This window comes from Aquidulcibacter paucihalophilus, from assembly GCA_030285985.1.
Taxonomy (GTDB): Bacteria; Pseudomonadota; Alphaproteobacteria; order Caulobacterales; family Caulobacteraceae; genus Brevundimonas.
Genome location: CP127384.1, coordinates 964,526 through 990,372, shown reverse-complemented (window position 1 = coordinate 990,372; position 25,847 = coordinate 964,526). Strand labels below are relative to the sequence as shown.

Here is a 25,847-nt window from a genome sequence, read left to right as displayed (position 1 = left end):
TGGGTCGGGGCGGTGGCGCCTTTCTGGCCTGACGACCGAACGAACAGCGCGAATTGATCCGGATCGAGACCGGCCGTTCGATGCTCTCAGGGGGGCCGCCTCAAGTGCGATCTGATTTCCGCCGCGCGATTTTCGCGCCGACGTTGGCCTTGGCGTTGTTCGCCTTCGCCGGCGCCGTGCACGCCGAAGAGGACGACCGCCGCCCGCCCTCCACGCTGAGCGCCGCGGACCGCCTGAACTACACCACCGCCTTCGACGCCCTGCGTCGCGGAGACCTCGAAGCCGCCCGCAACTCGGCCCGTCAGGCCAACGATCACGTCCTGTTGGGACAGGTTGAATTCGAGCGCCTGTTCCACGCCGACTACACGGCGACCTACGACGAACTGGCGGCCTGGCTGGAGGAGTATGCCGACCTTCCCGTCGCGGAACGCGCCTGGAACCTCGCCATGCGACGCCGCCCCGACGGCGCGCCTGAGCCCAGGCAGCCCTCCCGCATGGGCGGTGGCCGCTACTGGAACCGTATCGAGGCCGCCGGCGGCAATACCGAAGCCGACCCGATGAAGGCGGCTCGCGTCGCCCTGAACCGGGAGGACCTGAGCGGCGCGGTCACGATCGGCGAGCAGATCGGCGACTGGTGGTCCGTCGCCCTGGCCCAGTATCGTCTCGGCGAGTTCGCCGCCGCCAAGATCGCTTTTGAGCGGGTTCTCGACGATCCGACCGAAGATGGCTGGGTGCGTTCCGGTGCCGCCTTCTGGGCCGCGCGCTCGGCCGGCCGGTCCGGTCAGCAGGATCGCGTCCAGCCCCTGCTGCACCGCGCCGCCACCTGGCCGGCCACCTTCTACGGCCAGATCGCCCTGCGTCAGCTGGGCGAGGAGCCGGTGATCGAAAACCTGGGGCCGACGCCCTATGCCGCCGGAAGCCTGCGCCCGGCGTCCTATCAGGCCGAAGAGCCGATCGGCGTCGGTGCCGACGAACTGGACGAGTTCATCCGGACCGAGCCCCGCGCACGCCGGACCGTCGCCTTCTTCGAGGTCGGCCGTCGCGCCGACGCCCGCGAGGAGCTGCGCACCGGCCTTCGCGCCGCCGTCACCGACCGGGGCCGCCAGCTCTGGGCCGCGCTGGGCCGCGCGCTGGGCCCGCGGGTGACGGGCTCGGGCGACGATGTGCGCCGCATCGACGCCACACGCTACGCCCAGCCGGTCATCGAGCCCGACGGCGGCTTCACCGTCGAACGCTCGCTGGTCTATGCCATCGCCCGCAAGGAAACCGGCTTCAACGCCCGCGCCCGCTCCGGTGCCGGTGCCTATGGCCTGATGCAGGTCATGCCCACGACCGCTGTCGAACTGACCGGCGACCGGGCCTTCGTCAGCGACCCCGAGCGACTGTTCCAGCCCAACGTCAACGCGCGCCTGGGTCAGGCCTATGTGAACCGCGTGCTGGCCCTGCCGGCGATCAATGGCGACCTGCTGCGGGCGGCGGCCTCCTACAACGCCGGGCCCGGGCCCATGGTCGATGCAGTGCGCAAGCTGGGCCATGACGCCGATCCGCTGCTGCTGATCGAGACGATCGATGTGCCCCAGGCCCGGGAATATGTGGAAAAGGTCGTGGCGGCCTACTGGATCTACCAGCGCATGAACGGCCGGCCGCTGAATACGCTGGACGCCGTGGCGTCCGGGGCCACGCTGATCCCGCTGTCGCTCGACTATGTCGCGCCGCCGCCGGTTCCGGTACAGCCGCTCGAGGTCGCGGCTGCCCCCGCGGTCAGCGCGAACTAGATATTGACCAGCAGCAGGGCCGGCAGGCAGCAGGCGATCACGATCATCAGGCCATAGACCATCAGGCTGGGACGGCTTGCTCCGGGCTGTTCGGCGGGCATGGACATCTGCGGACCCCTGAACGCTTCTGCGCTCCTCAAGCCCCGGATATACCGCTGTTGTCTTAAGACCGGGTTCCGCGGGTCGGTTAACGGTTCGACAGCGCCTCAGCCGACCATTCGAGGAAGTCCGGCTGGCCCAGAAGCGCGTCGCGGTAGGCCGCGGCCGAGCCGTCGTCGCCATGGGCGGCCAGATCGATCTGGTAATGCCGGAACCGCGCGGCGACGGGTGTGAAGAAGGCGTCGGGCACGGACCATTCGCCGAACAGCCAGGGCCCGCCGGTGCCGAACCGGTCGCGCATCTCCATCCACAGGCTGACGATGCGGCGGATGTCGCGCTCGACCGCTTCGCCCTTGGGCGGCGGCGAGCGGTCCGGTCCGACCATGGTGTGGTCCGGCCCCATGCCGCAGTCGTTCCGCAGCGCCGCGAAGCCGCCGTGCATCTCGCAGGCCGCCGACCGGGCCAGCCATCGGGCGTGAGGATCGGCGGGCCACAGCCGCACCTCGGGATAGCGCTCTGCGCACCAGACCGAGATGGCCATGGAGTCCCAGACCTTGACGCCCTCAACCTCGAGCAGGGGCACGAGGCGGGATGGCGATATCTGTTCCAGTTCGGCCTGACCTTCCGGGGAATAGATGTCCATCTCGCGTAGCGTGAAGTCAGCCTTGCAGCGCTTCAGCACCAGCCATGGGCGGAGCGACCAGGTCGAATACAGCCGGGGGCCAATGATCAGTTCCATGGCGAATGCTCTCGAAGTCAGGCGGGGGCGAAGATCGGCGTGCGGTCGCGCCAGTTGCCTTCGGTGAAGTCCGGGAAGTCGACGGTCCGGTTCCCGGCCGCAATGGAGGCCTCGGACAGCGGCGTGACGGCGCTCCAGGTGACGGCGTCATAGATGTCGATCGGCATCGGGGCTCCAGCCTTCAGCGCCTCGACAAAGGCGTGGATCACGAAGAAATCCATGCCGCCATGGCCGGCACCCTCGGCATCGGCAGCGTGCGCCTTCCAGAGGGGGTGGTCGTACCGGTCCAGCCAGGCCTGGGCCTCCTCCCACCGGTGCGCCCGCGGGCTCTGCCCTTCGACATAGATGGACTTGTTGACGTCCATCCAGAGGCCCTTCTCGCCCTGGACCCGAAAGCCCAGGGAATAGGGGCGCGGCAGGTTGGTGTCGTGGCTCAGCAGGACCGTCTCGCCGTTCTCGCAGCCGATCATCGTCTGGACCACGTCGCCGAGGCGGAAATTCACCTGCGCATTGGGGTGATCGGCCCCGCCCTTCGCCAGGACATGATTGTGCAGACCCCGCGCCTTGGAGGCGTAGCTGGTCAGATGGGTGAAACGGTTGCCGCGGTTGATGTCGGCCCACATGGCGCAGGGCCCGATGCCGTGGCTGGGGTAGAGGTCGCCGTTGCGGTCAACCGAATGCTGGGTGCGCCAGCGCGCCTCGGACCAGCCGTTGCGGCCGAACTCGACCCCACCGCCATAGGCCTCCCCGGGGATGCCGGCGTTGAACTTCACCTCACGCAGGTCGTGCTGATAGCCGCCTTCCAGATGGATCATCTCGCCGAACACGCCCTGACGGACCATGTTCAGCACCGCCATCACGTCCCGCCGGAAGCACACGTTTTCCAGCAGCATATAGGGCGTGCCGGTCTCCTGCTGGGTCCGCAACACCCGCCAGTGGTCGTCGAGGGTGATCCCGGCCACCACCTCGCAGGCCACGGCGACGCGCGCGCGCATGGCACTTATGGCCATCGGTGCGTGAAGCTCCCACGGGGTGGCGATGACCACACCGTCGAGATCGGCTGACGCCAGCATCTCACGCCAGGCCTCGTTTGACCCGGTGTAGAGGCGGGGTGCCGGTCGGCCGGCTTCAGTGAACTGCGTCAGCGCCTCATTGAGGGTGAAGGCCTCAATATCGCACAGGCCCACGACCTCCACGTCTTCGCGGCGCACCAGCTCCCGCAGCAGGACCCGGCCCCGCATACCGACACCGATCATACCCAGCCGCAGGCGGCCCGAGGCCCGTGTCGCTGCGGTAGCCCGCGTGGGGAGGGTCAGGGCCCCGCCAGTCACAGCGGTGGCGGTGGCAATCAATTCGCGCCGATTCATCGGCTCCTCCGGACGGCTTGGGCGATCGGACCAGACCCGAATTCACGAACCCGGACAAGCCGCCGGTTGACTCAGGGACGCATGAGACCGACACCCCGCGCCCATGATCAGCCGCTATTCCCGCCCCGCCGCCGTCGCCATCTGGTCCCAGGAGACCAAATACCGGATCTGGTTCGAGATCGAGGCGCATGCCGCCACGAAGATGGCCGAACTGGGCGTGATCCCGACCGAGGCCGCCGAGGCGATCTGGGCCAAGGGCAAGGATGTGGTGTTCGACGCCGACCGGATCGACGAGATCGAACGCACCACCAAACACGACGTCATCGCCTTCCTGACCCATGTGTCAGAGATCGTCGGCGAGGAAGCCCGTTTCCTGCACCAGGGGATGACCTCCTCGGATGTGCTGGACACCTGTTTTGCGGTCCAGCTGGCGCGCGCGTCTGATCTGCTGATCGAGGGCGTCGATCGCGTTCTGACGGCGCTGGAGACGCGTGCAAAGGAGCACAAGCTCACCCCGTGCGTCGGCCGCAGCCACGGCATCCATGCGGAGCCGGTCACCTTTGGTCTCAAGCTGGCCGGCTATCACGCCGAGTTTCAGCGGGCGAAACGGCGTCTGCTGACGGCCAAGGAAGAGATCGCCACCTGCGCCATCTCGGGTGCCGTCGGCACCTTCGCCAACGTCGATCCGGCGGTGGAAGCCTATGTGGCTGACCAGATGGGCCTGCAGGTCGAGCCGGTCTCGACCCAGGTGATTCCGCGCGACCGTCACGCCGCCTTCTTCGCGGCCCTTGGCGTCGTCGCCTCGTCGATCGAGCGACTGGCGACCGAAATCCGCCACCTGCAGCGCACCGAAGTGCTGGAGGCCGAGGAGTTCTTCGACAAGGGTCAGAAGGGGTCGTCGGCCATGCCGCACAAGCGCAACCCCATCCTGACCGAGAACCTGACCGGCCTCGCCCGTCTGGTCCGGTCGGCAGTCGTGCCGGCGATGGAGAACGTCGCCCTCTGGCATGAGCGCGACATCAGCCATTCCTCGGTCGAACGCGGCATCGGCCCGGACGCCACAATCCACCTCGACTTCGCCCTGCACCGGCTGGCGAACGTGGTCGAGCGGTTGAACGTCTATCCGGCCAATATGGAGAAGAACCTGAACCTGCTCGGCGGGCTGGTGCATTCCCAGCGGGTCATGCTGGCCCTGACCCAGGCGGGCGTGTCGCGCGAGGACGCCTATGCGGCGGTGCAGGAGAACGCCATGAAGGTCTGGCGCGGCGAGGGGCGGTTCCTCGACTTCCTGAAGGCTGACGCCCGCGTGACCCTCCCGGCCAGCCAGCTCGAGGCCTTGTTCGATCTCGGCTATCACACCAAGCACGTCGACACGGTGTTCGCCCGCGTGTTCGGGACGGCGTGAGCCTCAAGCGCGCTTTCGACCCTGTCGTCGATTCGCACACGCGACTGCTGATCCTCGGCAGCCTGCCCGGCGATGCATCGTTGAAGGCCGGTCAATACTATGGCCACCCGCAGAACGGCTTCTGGCGACTGGTCGGCGGCGTGATCAGTGTCGACCTTGTGGCCCAGCCCTACCCCGACCGGCTGGAGGCGCTGAAGGCGGCCGGCGTGGGCCTGTGGGATGTGATCGCCAGCGCCCGTCGGCCCGGAAGTCTGGACACCGCCATCCGCGACGTCGAGGCCGCCGATCTGAACCGGCTGATCAACACCCTGCCCGCCCTGCGGGCCGTGGCCTTCAATGGCGGAACGGCCGCAAGGCTGGGCAGGCGCACCCTCCTGCGCCCTGCAGGCATCGATCTGATCGATCTGCCCTCTTCCAGCCCCGCCCATACCAGGCCGTTGTCGGAGAAGGCGGCGGCGTGGTCAGTCCTGACGCGCCTTCTCTGAAAAGTGGAGGGGTGCGGTCACGTGTCGCGCCCTGATTGCGGGCGGGCATGCATCCTTTGGGCCGCTGAGCAGTACCTCCCCGCGAACCGCCGACAGGGCGGTCGCTCAGGAGAGTAGACCCATGAAGTTCACCCGCACCGCCACGCTTGCCGGCGTATCGATCGCCGCCCTGCTGGCCCTCGCAGCCTGCAACAACGCCGAGCAGGCCGCCCCGGCGGATGCCACCGCTGCCGACACCGCCGCCATGGCCCCGGCTCCGGCCGGCACCGGCACGGTCGTCGCCGTCGCCCAGGGCAATGCCGACTTCAGCACCCTGGTCAGCGCCGTGACCGCGGCCGATCTGGCCGGAACCCTCGGCGGTGCCGGCCCCTTCACCGTCTTCGCCCCGACCAACGCCGCCTTTGAAAAGGTCCCCGCCGCGACCCGTGAGACCCTGATGGCACCCGCCGGCAAGGCCGACCTGACCAGGATCCTGACCTATCACGTGGTCCCGGGTCGGGTGGATGCGGCCGCTCTGACGCAGCAGATCCAGGCCGGTGGCGGCAGCGCCGCCCTGACCACGGTCGAAGGCGGCGTGCTGACGGCCCGTATCGGTGCCGACGGCTCGGTCACCCTGACCGACGAGAACGGTGGCGCCTCGCGCGTCGTCCAGGCCGACGTTCCGGCCTCGAACGGCGTGATCCACGCCATCGATACGGTGGTGATGCCGAACTAAACCCGGCCTCAGCCGGATACGAGAAGGGCCGCTCCATCACTGGAGCGGCCCTTTTTCGTTCGAATGCTGCGGCAGACTATTCGTCGTTGCGAATCTGCTCGCGCGCGACCGACGACAGTTCATCCATCTTGCGGCGGATCTCACCTTCGGAGACGGTCAGGCCGGCACCTTCGAGGTCCTGGGCGATCTTGCGGTAGACGTCTTCCTCGCCCGGCTGTTCGAAGTCAGCCTTCACGATAGCGCGGCCGTACTCCTCGGCGCGGTCGGCGTTCAGACCCATTTTCTCGGCGGCCCAGAGACCCAGCAGCTTGTTGCGCCGGGCGACCGCCTTGAACTCCTGGGCCTGATCGAGGGCGTATTTGGACTCGAAGCCCTTTTCCCGATCGTCGAAGGTGGTCATGGGCGTCGCTAGGCTCCGTTTGGGCGGCCTGAAAGCACGGCCGCAGTCGAGGTGGTCTATAGCCACCCCATGGCCGAACGCAACCGGAACCCGCCGGGTTGCGACACCGCGACGGCAGGCCTTGCCGCAATGCCATCGGTTTGTGTCGCGGCAACGCATCCGCTAAGGGTTCCCGCGACTTTTCCCGCCCGCCCGATTCCGGATTGAGCCGCCCAGACCCCCATCTGGCCGCGCGATAGCCGTTTCCGTCGTGCCCCGTCCGGACCAGCCACTATGAACGTCAAGCGCAAGAAGATTTACGAGGGCAAGGCCAAGATCCTCTACGAAGGACCCGAGCCCGGCACCCTGATCCAGTATTTCAAGGACGACGCCACCGCCTTCAATGGTGAGAAAAAGGCCCAGCTCGAGGGCAAGGGCGTGATCAACAATCGTATCAGCGAGTTCGTCATGTCGCGCCTGAACGGCATCGGCGTGACCAACCACTTCATCAAGCGGCTGAACCTGCGCGAGCAGCTGATCCGCGAGGTCGAGATCATCCCGCTCGAGGTCGTCTGCCGCAACATCGTCGCCGGCTCGATGAGCCAGCGCCTCGGCATCGACGAAGGCACGCCCCTGCCCCGCTCGATCATCGAATTCTATCTGAAGAAGGATGAGCTCAACGACCCGATGGTCACCGAGGAGCACATCACCGCCTTCAACTGGGCCACGACCCAGGAGCTGGACGACATCCTGGCCATGACCGTGCGGGTGAACGACTATCTGTCGGGCATGTTCGGCGCGGTCGGAATCACCCTGGTGGACTTCAAGATCGAGTTCGGACGCGTGTGGGAGAACGATTTCTCGCGCGTGCTTCTGGCCGACGAGATCAGCCCCGACTCCTGCCGCCTGTGGGACACCAACACGGGCGAGAAGCTGGACAAGGACCGCTTCCGTCGCGATCTGGGCAATGTGATCGAAAGCTACACCGAGGTGGCCCGCCGCCTCGGCATCATGAAGGACATGCCGACCGTGATTCAGGGGGGACTGCACTGATGGCGAAGGTCAAGGTTCACGTCTTCCTCAAGCCGGGCGTGCTGGACGTTCAGGGCAAGGCCGTCGAGGGCGCGCTTCACGGCCTGGGCTGGACCGGCGTGTCGAATGCCCGCGTCGGCAAGATGATCGAGTTCGACCTCGCCGACGGCGTCGAGGACAAGGCCGCCGAGGTCAAACGCATGTGCGAGACCCTGCTGGCCAACACCGTGATCGAAAGCTACCGCATCGAGGTCGCATGAACCGGCTGATCCGCTTTTCGGTCGTAGCGTTTGTCGTCGTCGGCGCACTGATTTTCGCCGCGGCCCTGGCCGGCGGCCTGACCGACGATCGGGCCTTCACGCCGGCCGCGAAGGAAGCGGCGCACTAGCGACGCGGGCCGCGTTCGTGCGTTAGGGTCAGTCCATACGCAGCGAGGAGCGCCCCATGACCTTCACCCTCACCTCCACGGGATTCGCCGACGGCGGTGCCCTGCCGGACGACCAGGTGTATGCGAAGGGCAACCGGTCGCCGCAGCTGGCCTGGTCCGGCGCGCCCGAAGGTACGAAGAGCTTCGCCGTCACCTGCTACGATCCCGACGCGCCGACGGGCTCGGGCTTCTGGCACTGGACCGTGGCCAACATTCCGGCCGATGTGACCGAACTGGCCGAGGGTGCCTCGTCCACCGGCCTGCCCGAGGGCGCGGTCGAAGGCCGCACGGATTTCGGTGAGCCGGGCTTCGGCGGTGCCGCGCCGCCTGCAGGCCACGGGCCGCACCGCTACATCTTCACCGTCTTCGCCGTGGACACGGAGCGCCTTGAGGTCACGCCGGAGAATTCGGGTGCCGTGTTCGGCTTCAACCTGCATTTCCATACGCTGGCCAGGGCCTCGATCACCGGCGTGTACGAGAACCGCGGCTGAGCAGGCATCCATCGGGAGAGGCGGCATGAAGACCCTGGTTCTGGCCATCGCAGCGGGCGCGCTTCTGCTGGCCCCGGCGAGCGCTTCGGCGGCGCAGGAGCCCGCGGCAGTCGCGGCACCCCTGACGGCGACGCCGGCGGGCATCCCGCTCGACAGCCCGTGGCGGCGCGCGGTGTACGAGCAGGCGAACACCCATCTCCAGCACCCGAGCTGGGGCGTGCGTCACTCCGAGCGCAACTATCTGCTGGGCATGGCTCTGGCCGAGGCCGAGGGACTGACCGTCGATGCTGACGTGCTGTTCGCCGCGGCCTTCCTGCATGACTGGGGCGGGATCGCGCCCTTCGCGGTCGCCGGAAAGGACCATGCGGTCCGGTCGGTGGAACTGGCCGAGCCCTTCCTGACGGAGGCCGGCTTTCCAATGGAGAAATTCCCCGCCGTCCGCGCCGCCATCCTCGGCCATATGTACGACAAGGAGCCGGACGGGGCCGAAGCCGTTGTCCTGCACGACGCCGATGCGCTGGACTTCCTCGGGGCCCTCGGTGCCGCGCGACTGCTGGCGGCGACCGCCGACCGACCGGACTACGATCAGGCGCTGGGTCGGATCGAGCGATTCGCTGTCGACATTCCGCCGCGGCTGAAGACGGCGGCGGCCCGGGCGCTGGCCGGCGACCGGGTCGAGGTGATGACGGATTTCCTCGCCCGGGTGCGGCGTGAGACGCCCGAGGGCGCCAGACCCTGACATGAGCGGCAAACGCTGCTACAGGGCCGCGCCATGAGCGCAGCCGTCATCGTCTTCCCGGGTTCCAACTGCGACCGCGACTGCAAGGTCGCCGTCGAACGCTCCACCGGCGAGCGCGTCGAAATGGTCTGGCACCAGGAGACGGAGTTGCCGTCGGGCCTCGACCTGATCGTGCTGCCGGGCGGCTTTTCCTACGGCGACTATCTGCGCTGCGGCGCCATGGCCGCGCAGTCGCCGGTCATGCAGGCAGTGAAGAAGGCCTCGGACGACGGTGTGGCGGTTGTCGGCATCTGCAACGGCTTCCAGATCCTCTGCGAGGCGGGGATGCTTCCGGGCGCCCTGCTGCGGAACGCCGGGCTCAAATACGTCTGCAAGCCGATCGCCCTGACCGTGGCCAACGGCCAGACCCGTTTCACCGCCGGCTACCAGGGCCAGCGCGAGGTCGTCATGACCCAGGGCAATGGCGACGGAAACTATTTCGCCGACGCCGAGACCCTGGCCCGCATCGAGGGCGAGGGGCAGGTGGTCTTCCGCTATGTCGACAATCCCAACGGCTCGGTGGCCGACATCGCCGGCATCCAGAACGCCCGCGGCAATGTGCTGGGGATGATGCCCCACCCGGACCGGGCGTTCGAGGAAGAGCTCGGCTCAGCCGACGGCGCGACCCTGTTCCGCAGCGTCTTCGCGGCGGCCTGAATCGGTCTGCGGCCTTGACCTGACGCCGCGTGTCGGTCGATCTCCCGGGGCGCAGTCCCGGGGGCCGACCGATGTTCATGAGCGAACGCCAGAAGATGATCTCGGGCCTGCCCTATGATCCGGGCGATCCCGAGCTTCAGGCCGACCAGACCGCCGCCAAACAATGGATGGCCCGCTACAACGCTGCCATGGCGGCCAGCCCGGCCGAGCGCCGCGACCTGCTGCGCCAGCGTATGGGCGAGGTCGGCGAAGGCGCGATCGTCCGGCCGCCGTTCCACTGTGACTACGGCTACAACATCCGGCTCAGCCGCGGCGTGTTCATGAATTTCAACTGCGTCGTGCTGGACGTGTGCGAGGTCGAGATCGGCGACCAGACCCAGATTGGTCCGGGGGTACAGATCCTCACCGCCGACCATCCTCGCGATCCGGTCCAGCGGGCTCAAGGGATCGAGTTCGGCCGGTCCATCACGATCGGAAGGAACGTCTGGATCGGTGGCGGTGCCATCATCCTGCCCGGCGTCACCATCGGCGATGACGCCATCATCGGTGCCGGATCGGTGGTCACGCGGGATGTGCCCCAGGGCGCGACCGCCGTGGGCAACCCGGCTCGCCTGAAGACCTAGACCCCCCAGGCCTGACCGCCGGCTCCGTAGGCATCGACCGCCTGGAACAACGCCGAGACCAGCGCCCGCTCCTCCTCGCTCATCTCCGGCTTCCAGACGTCGAAGATCAGGATGGTGCGGTCCTGACCGCTGTCGTTCGCGGCCTCATGCTCGATGGTGTCGTCGAACGCCCAGGCCTCGCCCTCGCGCCATTCGCGCGTGTCATTGCCGACGCGGAACCGGCTGCCGGGCGGCGCGATCAGCGGCAAATGGCAGATCAGGCGCGTATTTATCAGGCCGTGGTGCGGCGGGATTCGCGCGCCGGCCTTCAGCTTCGAAAACAGGATCGACGGCGTCCGGCCCGGCACGCGGCACAGCGGGACCTCAGCCAGCGCCGCCAGGGTGCGCGGGCAGCGTCGGGCGATCCCGGGCTGTTCCTCCCCGTCCTTCCACAGAAACAGGGCGCTCCAGTCGGCGTTCGACATCATGCCGACGGCGTCCCGGTTGGGCCGGTCCGCACGCGGCTCGACATAGGGGCGGAACAGTTCGGGCTCGGCCAGCAACGCGTCCAGTTCGGCGCGAATCTCGCCCGCCGCCGCCTCGATCGCCCCCAGCCACGGCAGGGTCTCGCGAGGCTGGAACTGGACCTGGGGCAGGCCGGGAAACAGGTAGAAGCGCGGCTCCTGCTGGTACAGCCGTTTGCGGCCGGCCATCAGATCGAGGGACAGGGCGAAGCGATCGCTTGCGGTGGAGGTGCTGAAGCCCGCGCCGGCGAGGCTGGTCGACAGATGCGCCTCAAACCGTTGGGCCTGTGCCTCGACAGCGGCCCGGGCGCGGCGCAGGTCCGCGATCACACTGGCCGCCAGACCCCTGCCGTCGCCCGCCGTGCGCAGGGCCGAACTGTAGAAGCTGGCCGCGGCCCGGCTGTCGCCAAGCCCCTCAAGGGCGTCGCCCTTGGCGATAAGAGACGCCAGATCGCGCGGATTCGCGGCCAGCGCGCGGTCTGCCGCTTCGAGCGCGGCACGGAGGCCCTGTTCGGTGTTCGCCATTTGCAGATCGGAGGCGGGCTAACGGCGTCCGTCAAGATGAAAGCGTCAAACCGACCACGACAGGGGCCGATTGAACCTTCACCGTTCGAGCGCGTACTGGTGATCACCGCATTCGGAGTCGCCATGTCCATTGTACGTCCCACACCGTCGCAGATGACCCGTCGACTGGTGGTCCTGGCCGCCACGATCTTCGCCATCGTCATCGGCCAGACACAGGTTCTGCTTCAATGGGGCCAGAGCCCGGCCGAGTTTGCCGCCGACAGCGACACCACCCTGAAGGTCGCCGGCTACGCCTTCGCCATCTGGGGCGTGATCTATCTCTGGCTGGTCGTCTATGCGGTCCGGCAAGCCCTGCCCCAGACCGGGGAGAGTGTGCTGATCCATCGTCTGGGCTGGCCGTCTGTCGCCGCCCTGCTCGGCATCGGCTGGTGGGTCGTGGCGGCGGCCTTCGACCAGGAGATGGCGACGATCGTGCTGATCTTCGGCTCGCTGGCCGTCCTGTTGATTCCCCTGCTGGCCAATGCCGGTGCCATCCGCGCCCTGCCCCGCGGCGATCGTGACCGGTGGATGACCGTCTGGCCGCTGGCCATGCTGGCCGGCTGGCTGACCGTCGCGGCCCCGGTCAATCTGATCACCGTGGCCACCGGCAACGGCTGGCTGCCCGAGGTTCTGTCGCCGACCGTCTGGGCGATTCTGGCCATCGTCGTTGTCGCGGGCGTGGCGCTCGGCGTCACGCAGCGGCTGCGGACCCTGGCCTATGGCCTGCCGATCGCCTGGGGATTGCTTGGTGCCTTCGTCGCCGAGCAGGCGCGCAACCCGATGCTGGCCTATGTGGCGCTGGCCGCCGGCGTGACCGTTCTGGTGGGGGCCATCGTGCTGTCATTCCGCCTGCGCGCCGGCGTCGAACGGACGACCGCCTGAGCCCTGATCTTGCACGCGTCCCAAGCAGTGGCTGACACGACTCTGTTCAACGGCTAGAAGGCGCGCCCATGAGCGCTCCCCAAAAGACCATGGCCGAACTGGCCGCCGAATACGGCCTGGCTCCGAACGAGTATCAGGTCGTCCTGGACCGGCTGGGGCGCGAGCCCAACAACGTCGAACTCGGCGTGTTCTCGGTGATGTGGTCCGAGCACTGCTCGTACAAGTCGTCGAAAATTCACCTCGGCAAATTCCCGACCAAGGGTCCCCGCGTCATCTGCGGACCGGGCGAGAACGCCGGGGTCATCGACATCGACGATGGCGATGCGTGCATCTTCAAGATGGAGAGCCACAACCACCCGAGCTTCATCGAGCCCTATCAAGGTGCGGCGACGGGCGTGGGCGGCATCATGCGCGACGTCTTCACCATGGGCGCGCGGCCCGTGGCCCTGCTCAACGCCCTGCGCTTCGGCGATCCGTCTCACGAGAAGACGAAGCGGCTGGTCAAGGGCGTGGTCTCCGGCATCGGCGGCTATGGCAACTGCGTCGGCGTGCCGACGGTGGCCGGTGAGACCAATTTCCACGCCGGCTACAACGGCAACATCCTGGTCAACGCCATGTGCGTGGGCGTGGCCAAGGCCGATGCCCTTTTCTATTCGGCCGCCCCGGCGCCGGGCCTGTCGGTGGTCTATTTCGGATCCAAGACCGGCCGCGACGGCATCCACGGCGCGACCATGGCTTCCGCCGAGTTTGATGAGGATTCGGACGAGAAGCGCCCGACGGTGCAGGTCGGCGATCCCTTCGCCGAGAAACTGCTGATCGAGGCGACACTCGAACTGATGGCCTCGGGCGCGGTCGCCGCCATTCAGGACATGGGCGCCGCGGGCCTGACCTCATCCTCGGTCGAAATGGCCGGCAAGGGCGCAGTCGGCATCGAGCTGAACATGGACGCCGTGCCCCAGCGCGAAGAGGGGATGACGGCCTATGAAATGATGCTGTCGGAAAGCCAGGAGCGGATGCTGGCGGTGCTGAAGCCGGGCCGCGAGGAAGACGGCCACCGGATCTTCAGGAAGTGGGGACTGGACGCCGCCGTGATCGGCGTCACCACCGACACCGGTCGGCTGGTGCTGAAGCACCATGGCGAAACGGTCTGCGACGTGCCGCTGGCCCCGCTGTTCGACGACGCGCCCCTGTATGATCGTCCGTGGGTCCAGCCCACGCTCCAGCCCCGCCTCGCCCCGGCCGACGTCCCCGCGCCCGAGAGCTGGGTCGATGCGGTGATCAAGGTGGTCTGCTGCCCCGACATGGCGTCCAAGCGCTGGATCTGGGAGCAGTATGATCGCCACGTCATGGCCGACACCCTGCACGACTCGGCCACCGCCGCCGACGCGGGCGTGGTGCGGGTGCACGGTACGGACAAGGGTCTGGCCATGACCTCGGACTGCACGCCCCGCTATGTCCAGGCCGACCCCTATGAGGGCGGCAAACAGGCCGTGGCAGAGGCCTGGCGCAACCTGACCGCCGTCGGCAGCCGGCCCATCGCCATCACCGACAACCTCAATTTCGGCAATCCGCAGCGGCCCGAGATCATGGGCCAGATCGTCCGCGCCATCGACGGCATGGCCGAGGCCTGCCGCGTGCTGGACTTCCCGGTCGTGAGCGGCAACGTCAGCCTCTATAACGAGACCAACGGCGCGGCCATTCCGCCGACCCCCACGGTCGGGGCTGTCGGCCTGCTGACCAACTACGATGTGGTGGTCGGCTTCGGCGGCATGGTCGAGGGCGATGTCCTTGTGCTGATCGGCGAGACCAGGGGCGAGCTCGGCTCCTCCATCTACCTGCGCGAAGTGCTGGGCCGCGAGGACGGTGCCCCGCCGCCGGTCGACCTCGCACTGGAGCGCCGGACCGGCGACTTCGTCCGCGAGCAGATCGAGGCCGGAGCCCTGACCTGTGTGCACGACCTGTCGGACGGCGGGCTGATCGGGGCGGCGGCGGACATCGCCCTTGCTTCCGACTGTGGTGTCGAACTGGATGCCAGCTCGGACGCCCACGCCCATATCCTGCTCTTCGGCGAGGACCAGGCGCGCTATCTCGTCGCCGTGGCCGATGCGACGGAGATCCTCACCGCCGCCCAGGCCGCCGGCCTGCGCGCCTCGGTGGTCGGCCGCGCCAACGGGCGGGATTTCGCCTCGGGCGGACCCGGCGGCGACCTCTTCCGCCTGCCGCTGGATCACCTGCGCGAGATGCATGAGAGCTGGATGCCGACCTGGATTGAAGGACACGCCTGATGCGCCTTGCCCCGATCGCCCTGACCGCCCTCGCCCTGACCCTGTCGGCCTGTGACGGCGGCGGAGATCCCGTCCAGCAGGCCCTGCGCGACGCCTCGGCCGAGAACCACGCCGCGACGGTGCAGGAGGGCGTTGTTTCCGCCCCGGCGCACGCGGTCAGCCATGGCGCGACGCCGGGCGACCAGGCCTTTGCCGCCTCCGAAGCCGCCATGCACGCCGACATGGCGAAGGCCTCGGGCGAGACCGTGGACGAGGCCTATATCGCCAAGATGATCGAACACCACCGCGGCGCCGTGGCCATGGCGGATGTTGCGCTGGCGCAGTCGCGCGACCCGGAAATCCTGCGCATGGCCCGGCTGGTCAAGGACGCGCAGACGCGGGAGATCGCCGAGATGCGGGCCTGGAGGCCTTCGCCCGCCGAGACCCGGTGACGCGCGTCACAAATCCGGGCTAGGTCTGGACCGTCGCCGTCCGGAGGTCCGCATGCGTTCGCTCGATTCTGTTTCCCGCCGAGGCCTCATGCTGGCGCTGGGTGCCGGCGGGGTCGTGCTGGGGTCCGGCCGCAAGGCCCTGGCCGATCCGGTCTTCGCCGAATACCCGTTCCAGCTGGGCATCGCCGCCGGCGATCCGACCCCTGACGGCTTCGTCATCTGGACGCGTCTGGCCCCCCGCCCGCTCGAGATCGGCCACGGCATGCCCTCGGCTCCGGTGCCGGTAAAATGGGAAGTCGCAACCGATCGCGGCTTTTCCAACGTGGCGCAGAGGGGCGAGGCGATCGCGCAACCCGAACTCGGCCACGCGGTCCACGTCGAGGTCGCGGGGCTGGAGCCCGGCCGCGACTATTTCTACCGCTTCACGGCCGGCACCGAACGCACCCCCTCGGGGCGGGCGAAAACGGCCCCGGCTGTCGGTGCGTCGGTGGCGCAGGCCCGGTTCGGCGTGCTGGGCTGCCAAGCCTATGAGCAGGGCTTCTACACCGCCCACCGCAAGATCGCGGGCGAGGACCTGGACTTCGTCTACTGCTACGGCGACTACATCTACGAGGGTCGCGGCAACCGGACCTACACCGGCTCGGGCGGGACCATCGAAAACCCGCGCCAGCATCTGGGCGGCGAGGTCTACAGCCTCGACGACTACCGGCGGCGCTACGCCCAGTACAAGCTGGACACCGACCTGCAGGCCAGCCACGCCGCGGCCGCGTGGTTCGTCACCTGGGACGACCACGAGATCGCGAACAACTGGGTCTCCGACATCGACGACGGCGTGCCGCCCGAGGTCTTCATGCTGCGCCGGCAGGCGGCGGCCCAGGCCTTCTATGAGCATATGCCGCTGCGCCGGTCGGCCTTCCCGCGCGGGGCGGAGATGCAGCTGTATCGTCACGCCGCATGGGGCGACTTGCTGGACCTCAACTTCCTCGACACCCGGTCGAACCGTTCGGACCAGCCCTGCGACGACGCATGGGCCACGACCTGCGCCGCCGTGTCGGCCCGCGATGCCCAGGTGCTCGGTCAGGCCCAGGAGGCCTGGCTGTACCGCAACCTCGACCAGTCGCAGGCGCACTGGAAGGTGCTGGCCCAGCAGATCATGGTGATGGATCTGGACCGCAAGGAGGGCCCGGAGCCCGGCTACAATCTCGACAGCTGGGCGGGCTATGCGATCCCGCGGCAACGGCTGCTCGACCGGCTGCGGGAACGCCGGATCGGCAACACCATCGTCCTGACCGGCGACGAGCATCAGAACTATGCGGGTGAGCTCTACCGCGACAGCCGCAACCCGGAAGGCGCGCCGATCGCCTCGGAATTCGTGGGCACCTCGATCAGCTCATCGGGCGACGGTCAGGATCAGCGGGCGGACGGGCGGCGCTATCTGGCCGACAATCCGTTCCTGAAGTTCAACAACGCCCAGCGCGGCTATGTCGTCTGCGACGTGACGCCAGAGCGCTGGCAGACCGAGTTCAAGGTGCTGGACAAGGTGTCGGAACGGGGCGGCACGCTGACCACGCGCGCGAAATTCGCTGTTGCCAGCGGGGACGCGCGGGTGGTCGCGGCCTGATTCAGAGGTCGAGCCGGTCCGCCAGCAAGGCGACCAGTCGATCAGGCTTGCCGTCGAACAGCCGGTCCAGCAGGTCCTGCACCTCGCCCTCGACATAGGCCTGGCGGTCGATGACGGCGTGATAGCGCAGGCGGCCGTCGTCCTTCTGCGAACGGACCGCCCCCTTCTGCATCAGGCGATGCAGAAGGGTCTTGATGGTCGCGTCCGCCCAGGGCTGGCCGGCCCTCACCTCCTCGATCAGGGAGGCGAAAGACAGGGGGCCGCGCCTCCAGAGCGCGGCGAGCACCGCGCTCTCGGCCTGGGTGGCCAGTATGCGCGCCGGGTTCAGGATCGCAGCACCGTGCGGTCGATCCGGGCCTCAATGATCCAGTGGCAGACCACCCCGACACCGCCCGCGATCAGGCCGGCGAGGACGGGAGACAGGGATGGGCGCACGGCGAGACCTTCAGACTACGTTTGTAATCCTATGAGATTACGCTCGTAAACTTTTCCGTCAAGCCGGTACAGGAATCGCCTGGCTCAACCGTCCGCCGACCCGGATCGGTTCGACCCGCGTGGCCAGACCGGTCTTGTCGTCGGTCTCGACATAGACGCCGCAGATGGTCGCCGGGCCGTGCGCGGGGGTGTAGCGCCCGCCCGACAGCCGGGTCGTGAACCGCCGCAGGGGCTCTTCCTTCTCATTACCGATGACGCTGTCGTAGTCGCAGCAGCCGCCGGCGTCGGTCTGGTAGGCCGTGCCGCCAGGCAGGATCTGGCAGTCGGCGGTCGGGACATGGGTGTGGGTGCCGACCACCAGCGAGGCGCGGCCGTCGCAGAAATGGCCCATGGCCATCTTCTCGGAGGTCGCCTCGCAATGCATGTCGACGATGATGGCGTCGGCGGCCATGCCCATCGGACAGGCGGCCAGCTCTTTCTCGACCGCGCTGAACGGGCAGTCCATCGGATCCATGTGGATGCGGCCCAGCACATTCATGACCAGCACGGTCTTGCCGCTCTGGGTCTCGAACAGATTGGCGCCCGCCCCGGGGGCGTCCATCAGGCGCGGATAGTTGGCCGGGCGGATCAGGCGCGGCTCGCGCACGATATAGGTCAGGGCCTCGCGCTGGTCCCAGCTGTGATTGCCCAGCGTCAGGCAGTCGGCACCGGCCATGAACAGCTCGCGCGCCGTGTTCTCGGTGATGCCGAAACCGCCCGCGGCGTTCTCTGCATTGACCACCACGAAATCGAGTTTCAGGTCGCGCTTCAGGCCGGGCAGGTGATCGCTCAGCCCGTCCCGTCCGGACTTGCCGACGACATCACCGAAAAAAGCCAGTCTCATGCGAAGGGTCTATAGCCGGTCTCGGTCAGAACGCCATGCAGACGGATGTCGTGGGATTCGACGGGCAGGTCGTCGACCTGCTGGCCGGCATAGGCGAAGCCGATCCGGGTGACATCAGGCCGCGCGGCGAAGGTCCGGTCGTAATAGCCCCCGCCCTGCCCCAGCCGACCGCCCCGGGCATCGAAGGCCAGCAGCGGCGTCAGGATCAGATCGGGCTCAACCACCTCGGCGAGCGGAAACGGCGCGGGTACGCCGGCTTCGTCCAGTTCCAGCGGCTCGCCCGGAGACCATCGACGGAAGATCATCGGGGCGTCCCGCTCGATCACCACCGGCAGGCAGAGTTCGCGGCCGGCCTGGATCAGGGCGTGCGACAGGGCCTCGACGTCCAGTTCGGATCCGATGGCGCGATAGACGGCGACGACCCGTCCGGGCGGCAGGGCCCCGGCCTGTTCCGCTGCGCGGCCGGCCGCACCCGCATCCAGCCCGGCCAGACGCTTGCGGGCGGCCCGCATGGCGGCGCGGAGCTGATGTTTGTCAGTCATGAAAGAAGCCGCCGGCCGCGTCGAACACGCCGGCCAGCCGTACCGCGCGCAGCAACCGCGCTCAAGCAGCGCGCGGCCGCATCGCGGGCGTCAGCGTCCGGAAAAGGGGAAGGGTTGGCGGCGCCGCAAGAACCGTGAAGGGCGTTTAAATCCTCTCGACCTGGGTAGCCAGGTGGGCGCCGTGTGCCCAGGCCCACGGGCCTGATCAGGGACAGCTCCCTTTGAGTGAATTAAGGTCGCAAGGAAATGTTGCCTTCGACGAGAGCCGCAGCAGGACCCGCCGTTGACCAAGATAGTCCCTAAGCGGGGGCGGAACAATGGCCGGGGGTCACAGACCCTGGGCGATCTTCTCCAGCCGGGCCGCGACGGCGTTCAGCGCCTCGGCCACGCCGTCGGTCGAGGCAGAGGCCGCGGCGGCCACGGCGGAGGCACCGGGATTGCCCAGCCGGACCTCATGCAGTTCGTCGGCCAGCATCAGCCCCGCCATGAGGAACAGGCGGATGTCGCCGACATGGCCGACCTCGCCCGCCACCTGACGCACATGGCCGTCAAACTGTTTGGCGAGGATGCGGACGCGCTCTTCCTGGCCGTCGGCGCAACCGACGGCATAGGGGCGGCCGTTGATCTCGACGGTCACCGTCGCCATCAGCGGGCCTCCTGTTCGGCAAGACTTTCGCGAATCGCATCGGCGGCGTGCGACAGGGCCTCGGCGGCATCCCGGCCGGCGGCTTCCAGCTCATGGATGCGCGCGCGGTCTGTCTCGGTCGACGGTTCAGGCGCGAACAGGTCGTCGTCCGGCACGCGGCTGGAGCCGGCCGCCCGGCTCTTGAGCTCCAGCAGACGGCGTTCCAGCAGCGCCAGCGCGCGGTCGACTCGGTCCTTGGCGGCCGATGCAGCGTCCATTCGGGTCACATCCTCCAGAATCCGTATAGAACCCGCCGACGCGTCGGGGTAAAGCGGCGCGCCTCCCTTTTTCCGCCTCCCGACGAAAGTGCCGCCCGTGGCCAACAGCAAGACCGTATCCGAAAAAGCTACGCCCAAGCAGATGGCCGACGCCATCCGGGTGCTGTCCATGGACGGGGTCGAGAAGGCGAAGAGCGGCCACCCCGGCATGCCGATGGGCATGGCCGATGTGGCCACGGTGCTGTTCTCGAAATTCCTGAAGTTCGACGCCAGCCGCCCCGACTGGGCGGACCGGGATCGTTTCATCCTGTCGGCCGGCCACGGCTCGATGCTGATCTACAGCCTGCTGCACCTGACCGGCTACAAGGCCGCGACCAGGGACGAGCTGTCGAACTTCCGCCAGTGGGGCTCGAAGACCGCGGGTCACCCCGAGTTCGGCCATATGCCGGGCGTGGAGACGACCACCGGTCCGCTGGGCCAGGGCCTCGCCAACAGCGTCGGCTTCGCCATGGCCGAGCGCCATCTGGCCGCCAAATACGGCAAGGACCTGGTCGACCACCGCACCTGGGTGATCGCCGGCGACGGCTGTCTGATGGAGGGCGTGTCGCAGGAGGCGATCGCCCTGGCCGGCCGTTACAAGCTGAACAAGCTGACCGTGCTGTGGGACGACAACGCCATCACCATCGACGGGGCCGTTTCCCTGTCGGACGCCACCGACCAGAAGGCACGCTTCAAGGCCGCCGGCTGGGCCGTCAAGGCCATCGACGGCCACGACATGAAGGCCATCAAGTCAGCCCTGCAGTGGGCGACGCGCCAGGACAAGCCGACCCTCATCGCCTGCAGGACGAAGATCGGCCGCGGCGCCGCCACCATGGAAGGCAGCCACAAGACCCACGGTGCCGCGCTGGGCGCGGCCGAGATCGCGGCCACGCGCCTCGGTCTGTCGTGGACCCACGAGCCGTTCGAACTGCCTGAGGCGATCGAAAAGGCCTGGAAGAAGGTCGGACGCCGCGGCGCGAAGGAGCGCAAGGCCTGGGAAGCCCGGCTGAACGCCTCGTCGCAGGCGGCCGACTTCACGCGGGCCATGAAGGGCGACCTGCCGGCGGGTGCCTTCGACGCCCTGAATGCGAAGATCGCCGAACTGGTCGAGACGAAGCCGGCCCAGGCCACGCGCCAGTCGTCGGGCGCGGCGCTGGACGAACTGTTCGCCGCCATCCCCGAACTGGTCGGCGGCTCGGCCGACCTGACCGGCTCGAACAACACCTTCGTCAAGGGCACGCCGATCTTCGACGCGCCGTCCTATGAAGGCCGCTACGTCAACTGGGGCATCCGCGAGTTCGGTATGGCCGCGGCCATGAACGGTATGGCGCTGCACGGCGGGATCATCCCCTACGGCGGCACCTTCATGGTGTTCTCGGACTACAGCCGCCCGGCGATCCGCCTCGGTGCCCTGATGGGCGTGCGGGCGATCCACGTCCTGACCCATGACAGCATCGGCCTCGGCGAGGACGGCCCGACGCACCAGCCGGTCGAGCATCTGGCCGCCCTGCGCGCCATTCCGAACCTGCTCGTCTTCCGCCCGGCCGATACGGTCGAGGCCATGGAGTGCTGGCAGGCGGCGCTGGAGCACAAGACCGCACCCTCGGCCATGGCCCTGTCGCGTCAAAAGACCCCGGCCGTGCGCACCGTCGCTTCGGACGGAAATCTGTCGGCCAGGGGGGCCTATGAAATCCGGGCCGCCAAGGGCACGGCGAAAGTCACCCTGTTCGGCACGGGCACGGAACTGGCGCTCGCGCTCGCCGCCGCCGATGTGCTGGAGGCCGAAGGCACGCCGACCCGCGTCGTCTCGGTTCCCTGTTTCGAGCTCTTCTTTGAGCAGACCGCCAAATACCAGGCCTCGGTCATCGGCCGCGGCACGGTCCGCGTCGCCGTCGAGGCCGCCATCCAGCAGGGCTGGGAACGGTTCATCGGCGAGGACGGTGCCTTCGTCGGCATGACCGGTTTCGGTGCCAGCGCTCCGGCCGAAGTTCTGTACGAGAAGTTCGGGATCACCACGGACGCGGTGGTCGCGGCGGCGAAGGCACGGCTCAAGGGCTGATGGCCCACATCGCCGCCTTCAGCCTGCTGGTCCGCGACTATGACGAGGCCATCGCCTTCTATGTCGGCAAGCTGGGGTTTGAACTGAGCGAAGACGCCGATCGGGGCGGGGGCAAGCGATGGGTCCGGGTCACGCCGCGCGGCGGCCAGACCTCCCTGCTGCTCGCGCGCGCCGTAACGGACGAACAGCGGGCCGCGGTCGGCAACCAGTCCGGCGGGCGCGTCTGGCTGTTCCTCGAGACCGAGGATTTCGACCGGGACCATGCGGCCTTCCTCACGGCAGGCGTCCACTTCCGCGAAACGCCCCGGCGCGAGGAGTACGGCGTGGTCGCCGTCTTCGAGGATCTGTACGGCAACGCCTGGGATCTGATCGAACCGGCCGGGGAGACGAGATGAGTTTGCGAAGCGCGATCGCGGCCCTGTTGGCGACCGGCGCGATTCTGGCGGCGGCATCGCCAGTCGAGGCGCAGTCGGAACCGACGCCGATCGTCATCGGCCAGTCCTACGCCCTGCCCTCCGCAGTCCTGGGCGCGACGCGCGAGATCAATGTCTGGCTCCCGCCCGGCTATGCAGAAAGTGGCCGCAGCTACCCGGTGCTCTATCTGCTGGATGGCGGGACGACCTGGCAGGACTTCCATCACATCTCGGGCCTGGCCCAGCTGGGCACAGTCAACGGCACGACGCGGGACATCATCCTGATCGGGATCGCCTCGGTGGATCGCCGCAACGAACTGGCCCTGCCGACAGAAAACCCGGAACTGATCGCGCGCTATCCGACACACGGCCAGTCCGAACGGTTTCGGCGCTTCATCGCCGATGAGGTCCAGCCGTTCGTCGAGTCCCGCTTCCGCACCAACGGCGAGACCGCGCTGATGGGCGAGTCGCTGGCGGGTCTCTTCGTCGTTGAGACCTTCCTCAAGGAACCGCAGATGTTCGACGCCTGGGTCGCCGTGAGCCCCAGCCTTTGGTGGGACGGCGGACGGTTGGCGCAACAGTCGGGCGCTCACCTTCGCGACCATTCGAACGATGCGCGTACCCTGATCCTGACCATGGGGAACGAGGGGGCCGAAGCGCAGGCGCTGATGGAGACCCTGACCGCCAACCTGCGGGAACACGCCAGCCCCGGCTTGACCTGGACCTTCCAGCCGCGCCCGGATGAAACCCACGCCACCATCTATCACGGGGCCGCGCTCGACGCGGTCCGCCGCCTGTACGCCGTACCCCCGCCCGCGAACTGACCGCTGGAAAGCAACCCATGAAACTCGGCACCCCTCTCTCCGACAGCGCCGTCCGCGTCATGCTTCTCGGCGCGGGCGAGCTCGGCAAGGAGGTGGCCATCGAGCTGCAGCGGCTGGGTGCCGAGGTCATCGCTGTCGACCGCTATCCCAACGCCCCCGCCATGCAGGTGGCCCATCGCAGCCACGTCATTCCGATGACCGATCCGCAGGTGCTGAACGGCGTCATCCTGGCCGAGGCCCCGCACATCATCGTGCCCGAGATCGAGGCCATCGCCACGGATGTGCTGGCGCAGATCGAGGCCGCCGGGCTGGCGACGGTGATCCCGACCGCGCGGGCCACCCAGCTGACCATGAACCGCGAGGGCATCCGCCGGCTGGCCGCCGAGGACCTCGGCCTGCCCACCAGCCCCTATGCCTTCGCCACCTCCGCCGCCGAACTGGCCGAGGCGGCCCACCGCATCGGCCTGCCGGTCTTCATCAAGCCGGTGATGTCGTCGTCGGGGAAGGGCCAGTCGATGATCGACGCGCTCGAGGACGCCGCCAACGCGTGGGCCTATGCCCAGTCCGGCGGGCGGGTCGAGACCGCGACGGTGATCGTCGAAGGCCGGATCGATTTCGACTTCGAAATCACCCTGCTGACCGTTCGCTCCCTGCGTGACGGCGCGGTTCGCACCGACTTCTGCGCCCCCATCGGCCACCGTCAGGTCAAGGGCGACTATGTCGAGAGCTGGCAGCCGCAGGCGATGACGCCCGCCGCCCTCGCCTCGGCACAGGACATCGCCCGCAAGGTCACCGATGCGCTCGGCGGCCTCGGGGTGTTCGGAGTCGAGCTGTTCGTGAAGGGCGACCAGGTCTGGTTCTCGGAGGTGTCGCCGCGACCGCACGACACGGGCCTGGTGACCCTCGCGACCCAGACCATGAGCGAATTCGCCCTGCACGCCCGCGCCATCCTCGGCCTGCCCGTCGACGTCAGCCAGCGCGACATCGGTGCCAGCGCGGTCATCTATGGCGGCATGGATGCGGTGGGGGTCGCCTTCGAGGGCGTGGCGGAGGCCCTGTCGGTGCCGACCGCCGACCTTCGCCTGTTCGGCAAGCCCGAGAGCTATGTCAGCCGCCGCATGGGCGTGGCCACGGCGCGCGGCGACACCGTCGAACAGGCCCGCGAACGCGCGCGCGAGGCGGCGTCGCGGGTTCGGGTGGTCGCGGGCTAGAGCGCCGGGGCGGCCTGGAGCGCCACCACGGGCCCGGAACGGGGGCCGGCCAGGGCGGCCAGGGCGGCCCCCAGACCGGGGTCACGACCGGCAAGCCGGTCCTCCGGGGTCAGGGGCGCGGCCACATCGGGCGTCACGCCGCGCTTTTCGAGCCGAACCCCGCCGACCGTGACGAAGTCAGCCCGACTGAGGCTCAGGCGTCCGCCGTCCGGCAGCCGGGTCTCCTGGGAGATCAGGACGGACCCCGCCGTAGGAGCCCCGACCACCACCGCGCGTCCCGCCTCCTGAAGAGCGGCGGGCGTCAGCTCGGCGGCGCTGCGGCTGTTGGCGTCCACCAGAATCGCCACCTCGTTCGTCACGGGCTGATCCAGATCGCCGCAGCCGCCGGCGGTCCTCAGGTCCACCCGGCGACCCGAGCGGCCTGTGCGCGCGGCCCACAGCCGGTCACGCGGCAGGAAACAGCTCAGCACGGCATCGGCCTCGGCCAGCCGCCCACCGGGGTTGCCGCGCAGATCGATGATCACGTCCGTCTCGGGCGGCAGGTTCGCCAGTTGATCGCCCATCCACCGGCCCAGCCCCGCCTCGAAGCCGTCCACGGTCAGCACCAGCACACCCGGTCGGGAATGGTCAGCGACAAAGGCCGGCGCGGGCTCCATCAGGCGCGGGATCAGGGTCAGGGTCCGGGCTGCGCCGTCGGTATCGACCAGCGACAGGGTCACGGGCCGACCCTCGGCAATATCCTGTTCGGGGGTCCATGGTGCCCCTTCGCCGGTGACCAGCCGCCAGCCCACAGCCAGACCGGCCTCTGCGGCGGGCGAGTCCGGCCGGACCTGTTCGATCAGATAGCTTTCGCCCGACGGCTCGGGGCGCAGGGACACGCCGATGGCGGCGCGGCGCTGACGGACCGTGTCCTGGCGGCGAGCCACGGCCGGCGGAGAGGCCCCCGCATGGTCGTCGTCCAGCAGATCGAGCATCTCACCGAGCGCGCGGTAAAGGGTCCGGTCGTCCGGCGCCGCGAGCGCGACCGGCCGCCAGGTCCGGCGCGCAGCGTTCCAGTCCACGCCGTGCAGCTCGGGATCGTAATACTGGCCCCGCACCTCATACCAGACGCGGTCAAAGACCCGTTGGTTCATCCGGGCCCGCTCGGGACTGGCGACGGCTGCGGCGACAGGGACGGGCGTCGGCGCCTCGGGATCGGCCGCAAGGACAGGCGCGGCGATGAGCACAAGACTCATCGCCGCCGTGACTGTCAGCATCCGGAAGGAGCGTCGCAGGATCAT

Annotated in this window: 29 protein-coding genes and 1 other RNA gene; 19 read left to right on the top strand and 11 right to left on the bottom strand. The window is 68.4% G+C overall.

Translation table 11 applies throughout. From position 1 onward, the window contains the following. Window positions 1-149: 149 nt before the first annotated feature. Complete coding sequence (locus KB221_04840) at window positions 150-1,775, top strand: lytic transglycosylase domain-containing protein (GenBank protein ID WIY70358.1); 1,626 nt, start codon at window positions 150-152, stop codon at window positions 1,773-1,775. 187 nt (window positions 1,776-1,962) lie between these two features. Here the strand turns inward: KB221_04840 and KB221_04835 are convergent, their stop codons facing one another. Together KB221_04835 and KB221_04830 are read right to left on the bottom strand one after the other, a co-directional pair. Continuing rightward, window positions 1,963-2,613 (bottom strand): glutathione S-transferase, encoded by a 651-nt coding sequence (locus tag KB221_04835; protein ID WIY70357.1) that lies wholly within the window; start codon window positions 2,611-2,613, stop codon window positions 1,963-1,965. Window positions 2,614-2,630: 17 nt separating this feature from the next. Continuing rightward, window positions 2,631-3,980: a Gfo/Idh/MocA family oxidoreductase gene (locus KB221_04830; GenBank protein WIY70356.1), complete on the bottom strand. Its 1,350-nt coding sequence runs from the start codon at window positions 3,978-3,980 to the stop codon at window positions 2,631-2,633. A gap of 103 nt (window positions 3,981-4,083) precedes the next feature. On the opposite strand from KB221_04830, the gene purB reads away from it, so the two are divergent. The 3 genes from purB to KB221_04815 all read left to right on the top strand — a co-directional run bounded on the left by purB (window position 4,084) and on the right by KB221_04815 (window position 6,585). Then, entirely contained in the window at window positions 4,084-5,385 is a 1,302-nt protein-coding gene (purB, locus tag KB221_04825) for an adenylosuccinate lyase (protein WIY70355.1), read from the top strand. Beyond that, on the top strand, window positions 5,382-5,870 hold the full coding sequence (locus KB221_04820) for a DNA-deoxyinosine glycosylase (GenBank protein WIY70354.1): 489 nt from the start codon (window positions 5,382-5,384) through the stop codon (window positions 5,868-5,870). The genes purB and KB221_04820 overlap by 4 nt, the downstream gene beginning before the upstream one ends. 121 nt (window positions 5,871-5,991) lie before the next feature. Continuing rightward, window positions 5,992-6,585, top strand: coding sequence for a fasciclin domain-containing protein (locus KB221_04815; GenBank protein ID WIY70353.1), 594 nt, complete (start codon window positions 5,992-5,994; stop codon window positions 6,583-6,585). A 76-nt stretch (window positions 6,586-6,661) separates the two neighbouring features. Here the strand turns inward: KB221_04815 and KB221_04810 are convergent, their stop codons facing one another. Next, window positions 6,662-6,985, bottom strand: a complete 324-nt coding sequence (locus KB221_04810) for a DUF1476 domain-containing protein (GenBank protein WIY70352.1) — start codon at window positions 6,983-6,985, stop codon at window positions 6,662-6,664. Between the two features lie 273 nt (window positions 6,986-7,258). Here KB221_04810 and KB221_04805 point away from each other — a divergent pair, with 273 nt between their 5' ends. From KB221_04805 to KB221_04775, 7 genes are all read left to right on the top strand, one after another. Next, window positions 7,259-8,017: a phosphoribosylaminoimidazolesuccinocarboxamide synthase gene (locus tag KB221_04805; protein ID WIY70351.1), complete on the top strand. Its 759-nt coding sequence runs from the start codon at window positions 7,259-7,261 to the stop codon at window positions 8,015-8,017. Further along, complete coding sequence (purS, locus tag KB221_04800; protein ID WIY70350.1) at window positions 8,017-8,256, top strand: phosphoribosylformylglycinamidine synthase subunit PurS; 240 nt, start codon at window positions 8,017-8,019, stop codon at window positions 8,254-8,256. The genes KB221_04805 and purS overlap by 1 nt, the downstream gene beginning before the upstream one ends. After that, window positions 8,253-8,384: a hypothetical protein gene (locus KB221_04795; protein ID WIY70349.1), complete on the top strand. Its 132-nt coding sequence runs from the start codon at window positions 8,253-8,255 to the stop codon at window positions 8,382-8,384. The genes purS and KB221_04795 overlap by 4 nt, the downstream gene beginning before the upstream one ends. A 56-nt stretch (window positions 8,385-8,440) precedes the next feature. Beyond that, complete coding sequence (locus tag KB221_04790) at window positions 8,441-8,914, top strand: YbhB/YbcL family Raf kinase inhibitor-like protein (GenBank protein ID WIY70348.1); 474 nt, start codon at window positions 8,441-8,443, stop codon at window positions 8,912-8,914. 25 nt (window positions 8,915-8,939) lie between these two features. Further along, window positions 8,940-9,653, top strand: a complete 714-nt coding sequence (locus tag KB221_04785) for an HD domain-containing protein (GenBank protein WIY70347.1) — start codon at window positions 8,940-8,942, stop codon at window positions 9,651-9,653. Window positions 9,654-9,686: 33 nt separating this feature from the next. Then, window positions 9,687-10,349: a phosphoribosylformylglycinamidine synthase subunit PurQ gene (gene purQ / locus KB221_04780; protein ID WIY70346.1), complete on the top strand. Its 663-nt coding sequence runs from the start codon at window positions 9,687-9,689 to the stop codon at window positions 10,347-10,349. A 77-nt stretch (window positions 10,350-10,426) separates the two neighbouring features. Beyond that, window positions 10,427-10,972, top strand: a complete 546-nt coding sequence (locus tag KB221_04775; GenBank protein ID WIY70345.1) for a sugar O-acetyltransferase — start codon at window positions 10,427-10,429, stop codon at window positions 10,970-10,972. Here KB221_04775 and KB221_04770 read toward each other — a convergent pair. Beyond that, window positions 10,969-12,000 (bottom strand): aspartyl/asparaginyl beta-hydroxylase domain-containing protein, encoded by a 1,032-nt coding sequence (locus KB221_04770; protein WIY70344.1) that lies wholly within the window; start codon window positions 11,998-12,000, stop codon window positions 10,969-10,971. The genes KB221_04775 and KB221_04770 overlap by 4 nt on opposite strands. A 123-nt stretch (window positions 12,001-12,123) precedes the next feature. Between KB221_04770 and KB221_04765 the strand changes: the two genes are divergently transcribed. From KB221_04765 to KB221_04750, 4 genes are all read left to right on the top strand, one after another. Beyond that, the gene (locus KB221_04765; GenBank protein ID WIY70343.1) at window positions 12,124-12,921 is read left to right on the top strand and encodes a hypothetical protein; all 798 of its coding nucleotides are present in this window, start codon (window positions 12,124-12,126) and stop codon (window positions 12,919-12,921) included. A gap of 68 nt (window positions 12,922-12,989) precedes the next feature. Next, window positions 12,990-15,206: a phosphoribosylformylglycinamidine synthase subunit PurL gene (gene purL / locus KB221_04760; protein WIY70342.1), complete on the top strand. Its 2,217-nt coding sequence runs from the start codon at window positions 12,990-12,992 to the stop codon at window positions 15,204-15,206. After that, on the top strand, window positions 15,206-15,637 hold the full coding sequence (locus tag KB221_04755) for a DUF305 domain-containing protein (GenBank protein ID WIY70341.1): 432 nt from the start codon (window positions 15,206-15,208) through the stop codon (window positions 15,635-15,637). The genes purL and KB221_04755 overlap by 1 nt, the downstream gene beginning before the upstream one ends. A gap of 52 nt (window positions 15,638-15,689) precedes the next feature. Continuing rightward, window positions 15,690-17,258 carry an alkaline phosphatase D family protein gene (locus KB221_04750; GenBank protein WIY70340.1) on the top strand — a complete coding sequence of 523 codons (1,569 nt, stop codon included), beginning with the start codon at window positions 15,690-15,692 and terminating at the stop codon, window positions 17,256-17,258. Between the two features lies 1 nt (window position 17,259). On the opposite strand, the gene KB221_04745 is transcribed toward KB221_04750, so the two are convergent. The 6 genes from KB221_04745 to KB221_04720 all read right to left on the bottom strand — a co-directional run bounded on the left by KB221_04745 (window position 17,260) and on the right by KB221_04720 (window position 20,021). Then, the gene (locus tag KB221_04745) at window positions 17,260-17,544 is read right to left on the bottom strand and encodes a BlaI/MecI/CopY family transcriptional regulator (protein ID WIY70339.1); all 285 of its coding nucleotides are present in this window, start codon (window positions 17,542-17,544) and stop codon (window positions 17,260-17,262) included. A gap of 207 nt (window positions 17,545-17,751) precedes the next feature. After that, complete coding sequence (locus tag KB221_04740; protein WIY70338.1) at window positions 17,752-18,576, bottom strand: TIGR00282 family metallophosphoesterase; 825 nt, start codon at window positions 18,574-18,576, stop codon at window positions 17,752-17,754. Next, the gene (locus tag KB221_04735) at window positions 18,573-19,118 is read right to left on the bottom strand and encodes a 5-formyltetrahydrofolate cyclo-ligase (GenBank protein WIY70337.1); all 546 of its coding nucleotides are present in this window, start codon (window positions 19,116-19,118) and stop codon (window positions 18,573-18,575) included. Before KB221_04735 ends, KB221_04740 begins: the two co-directional genes overlap by 4 nt. A 116-nt stretch (window positions 19,119-19,234) precedes the next feature. Further along, a non-coding RNA gene (gene ssrS, locus KB221_04730) (6S RNA) lies at window positions 19,235-19,395 on the bottom strand. Window positions 19,396-19,446: 51 nt separating this feature from the next. Then, the gene (zapA, locus tag KB221_04725; protein ID WIY70336.1) at window positions 19,447-19,764 is read right to left on the bottom strand and encodes a cell division protein ZapA; all 318 of its coding nucleotides are present in this window, start codon (window positions 19,762-19,764) and stop codon (window positions 19,447-19,449) included. Further along, window positions 19,764-20,021, bottom strand: a complete 258-nt coding sequence (locus KB221_04720; GenBank protein ID WIY70335.1) for a hypothetical protein — start codon at window positions 20,019-20,021, stop codon at window positions 19,764-19,766. The genes zapA and KB221_04720 overlap by 1 nt, the downstream gene beginning before the upstream one ends. Before the next feature lie 142 nt (window positions 20,022-20,163). On the opposite strand from KB221_04720, the gene tkt reads away from it, so the two are divergent. Genes tkt through purT form a run of 4 tightly spaced genes read left to right on the top strand, consistent with a single transcriptional unit; the run spans window position 20,164 to window position 24,567 of the window. After that, window positions 20,164-22,119 (top strand): transketolase, encoded by a 1,956-nt coding sequence (tkt, locus tag KB221_04715; protein WIY70862.1) that lies wholly within the window; start codon window positions 20,164-20,166, stop codon window positions 22,117-22,119. Next, window positions 22,116-22,514 (top strand): VOC family protein, encoded by a 399-nt coding sequence (locus tag KB221_04710; protein WIY70861.1) that lies wholly within the window; start codon window positions 22,116-22,118, stop codon window positions 22,512-22,514. Before tkt ends, KB221_04710 begins: the two co-directional genes overlap by 4 nt. Continuing rightward, a complete protein-coding gene (locus KB221_04705; GenBank protein WIY70334.1) occupies window positions 22,511-23,356 on the top strand; it encodes an alpha/beta hydrolase-fold protein in 846 nt (281 codons plus the stop codon). The genes KB221_04710 and KB221_04705 overlap by 4 nt, the downstream gene beginning before the upstream one ends. A 17-nt stretch (window positions 23,357-23,373) precedes the next feature. Continuing rightward, complete coding sequence (gene purT, locus KB221_04700; protein ID WIY70333.1) at window positions 23,374-24,567, top strand: formate-dependent phosphoribosylglycinamide formyltransferase; 1,194 nt, start codon at window positions 23,374-23,376, stop codon at window positions 24,565-24,567. Here purT and KB221_04695 read toward each other — a convergent pair. Next, window positions 24,564-25,847, bottom strand: coding sequence for a S41 family peptidase (locus tag KB221_04695; protein WIY70332.1), 1,284 nt, complete (start codon window positions 25,845-25,847; stop codon window positions 24,564-24,566). The two genes, purT and KB221_04695, sit on opposite strands and share 4 nt — an antisense overlap.

Coding starts and splice junctions, on each gene's coding strand:
- KB221_04835 (WIY70357.1), bottom strand. CDS start 2,613: ATGGAACTGATCATTGGCCCCCGGCTGTATTCGACCTGGTCGCTCCGC.
- KB221_04830 (WIY70356.1), bottom strand. CDS start 3,980: ATGAATCGGCGCGAATTGATTGCCACCGCCACCGCTGTGACTGGCGGG.
- purB (WIY70355.1), top strand. CDS start 4,084: ATGATCAGCCGCTATTCCCGCCCCGCCGCCGTCGCCATCTGGTCCCAG.
- KB221_04815 (WIY70353.1), top strand. CDS start 5,992: ATGAAGTTCACCCGCACCGCCACGCTTGCCGGCGTATCGATCGCCGCC.
- KB221_04810 (WIY70352.1), bottom strand. CDS start 6,985: ATGACCACCTTCGACGATCGGGAAAAGGGCTTCGAGTCCAAATACGCC.
- KB221_04805 (WIY70351.1), top strand. CDS start 7,259: ATGAACGTCAAGCGCAAGAAGATTTACGAGGGCAAGGCCAAGATCCTC.
- purS (WIY70350.1), top strand. CDS start 8,017: ATGGCGAAGGTCAAGGTTCACGTCTTCCTCAAGCCGGGCGTGCTGGAC.
- KB221_04795 (WIY70349.1), top strand. CDS start 8,253: ATGAACCGGCTGATCCGCTTTTCGGTCGTAGCGTTTGTCGTCGTCGGC.
- KB221_04790 (WIY70348.1), top strand. CDS start 8,441: ATGACCTTCACCCTCACCTCCACGGGATTCGCCGACGGCGGTGCCCTG.
- KB221_04785 (WIY70347.1), top strand. CDS start 8,940: ATGAAGACCCTGGTTCTGGCCATCGCAGCGGGCGCGCTTCTGCTGGCC.
- purQ (WIY70346.1), top strand. CDS start 9,687: ATGAGCGCAGCCGTCATCGTCTTCCCGGGTTCCAACTGCGACCGCGAC.
- KB221_04775 (WIY70345.1), top strand. CDS start 10,427: ATGAGCGAACGCCAGAAGATGATCTCGGGCCTGCCCTATGATCCGGGC.
- KB221_04770 (WIY70344.1), bottom strand. CDS start 12,000: ATGGCGAACACCGAACAGGGCCTCCGTGCCGCGCTCGAAGCGGCAGAC.
- KB221_04765 (WIY70343.1), top strand. CDS start 12,124: ATGTCCATTGTACGTCCCACACCGTCGCAGATGACCCGTCGACTGGTG.
- purL (WIY70342.1), top strand. CDS start 12,990: ATGAGCGCTCCCCAAAAGACCATGGCCGAACTGGCCGCCGAATACGGC.
- KB221_04755 (WIY70341.1), top strand. CDS start 15,206: ATGCGCCTTGCCCCGATCGCCCTGACCGCCCTCGCCCTGACCCTGTCG.
- KB221_04750 (WIY70340.1), top strand. CDS start 15,690: ATGCGTTCGCTCGATTCTGTTTCCCGCCGAGGCCTCATGCTGGCGCTG.
- KB221_04740 (WIY70338.1), bottom strand. CDS start 18,576: ATGAGACTGGCTTTTTTCGGTGATGTCGTCGGCAAGTCCGGACGGGAC.
- KB221_04735 (WIY70337.1), bottom strand. CDS start 19,118: ATGACTGACAAACATCAGCTCCGCGCCGCCATGCGGGCCGCCCGCAAG.
- zapA (WIY70336.1), bottom strand. CDS start 19,764: ATGGCGACGGTGACCGTCGAGATCAACGGCCGCCCCTATGCCGTCGGT.
- KB221_04720 (WIY70335.1), bottom strand. CDS start 20,021: ATGGACGCTGCATCGGCCGCCAAGGACCGAGTCGACCGCGCGCTGGCG.
- tkt (WIY70862.1), top strand. CDS start 20,164: ATGGCCGACGCCATCCGGGTGCTGTCCATGGACGGGGTCGAGAAGGCG.
- KB221_04705 (WIY70334.1), top strand. CDS start 22,511: ATGAGTTTGCGAAGCGCGATCGCGGCCCTGTTGGCGACCGGCGCGATT.
- purT (WIY70333.1), top strand. CDS start 23,374: ATGAAACTCGGCACCCCTCTCTCCGACAGCGCCGTCCGCGTCATGCTT.
- KB221_04695 (WIY70332.1), bottom strand. CDS start 25,847: ATGATCCTGCGACGCTCCTTCCGGATGCTGACAGTCACGGCGGCGATG.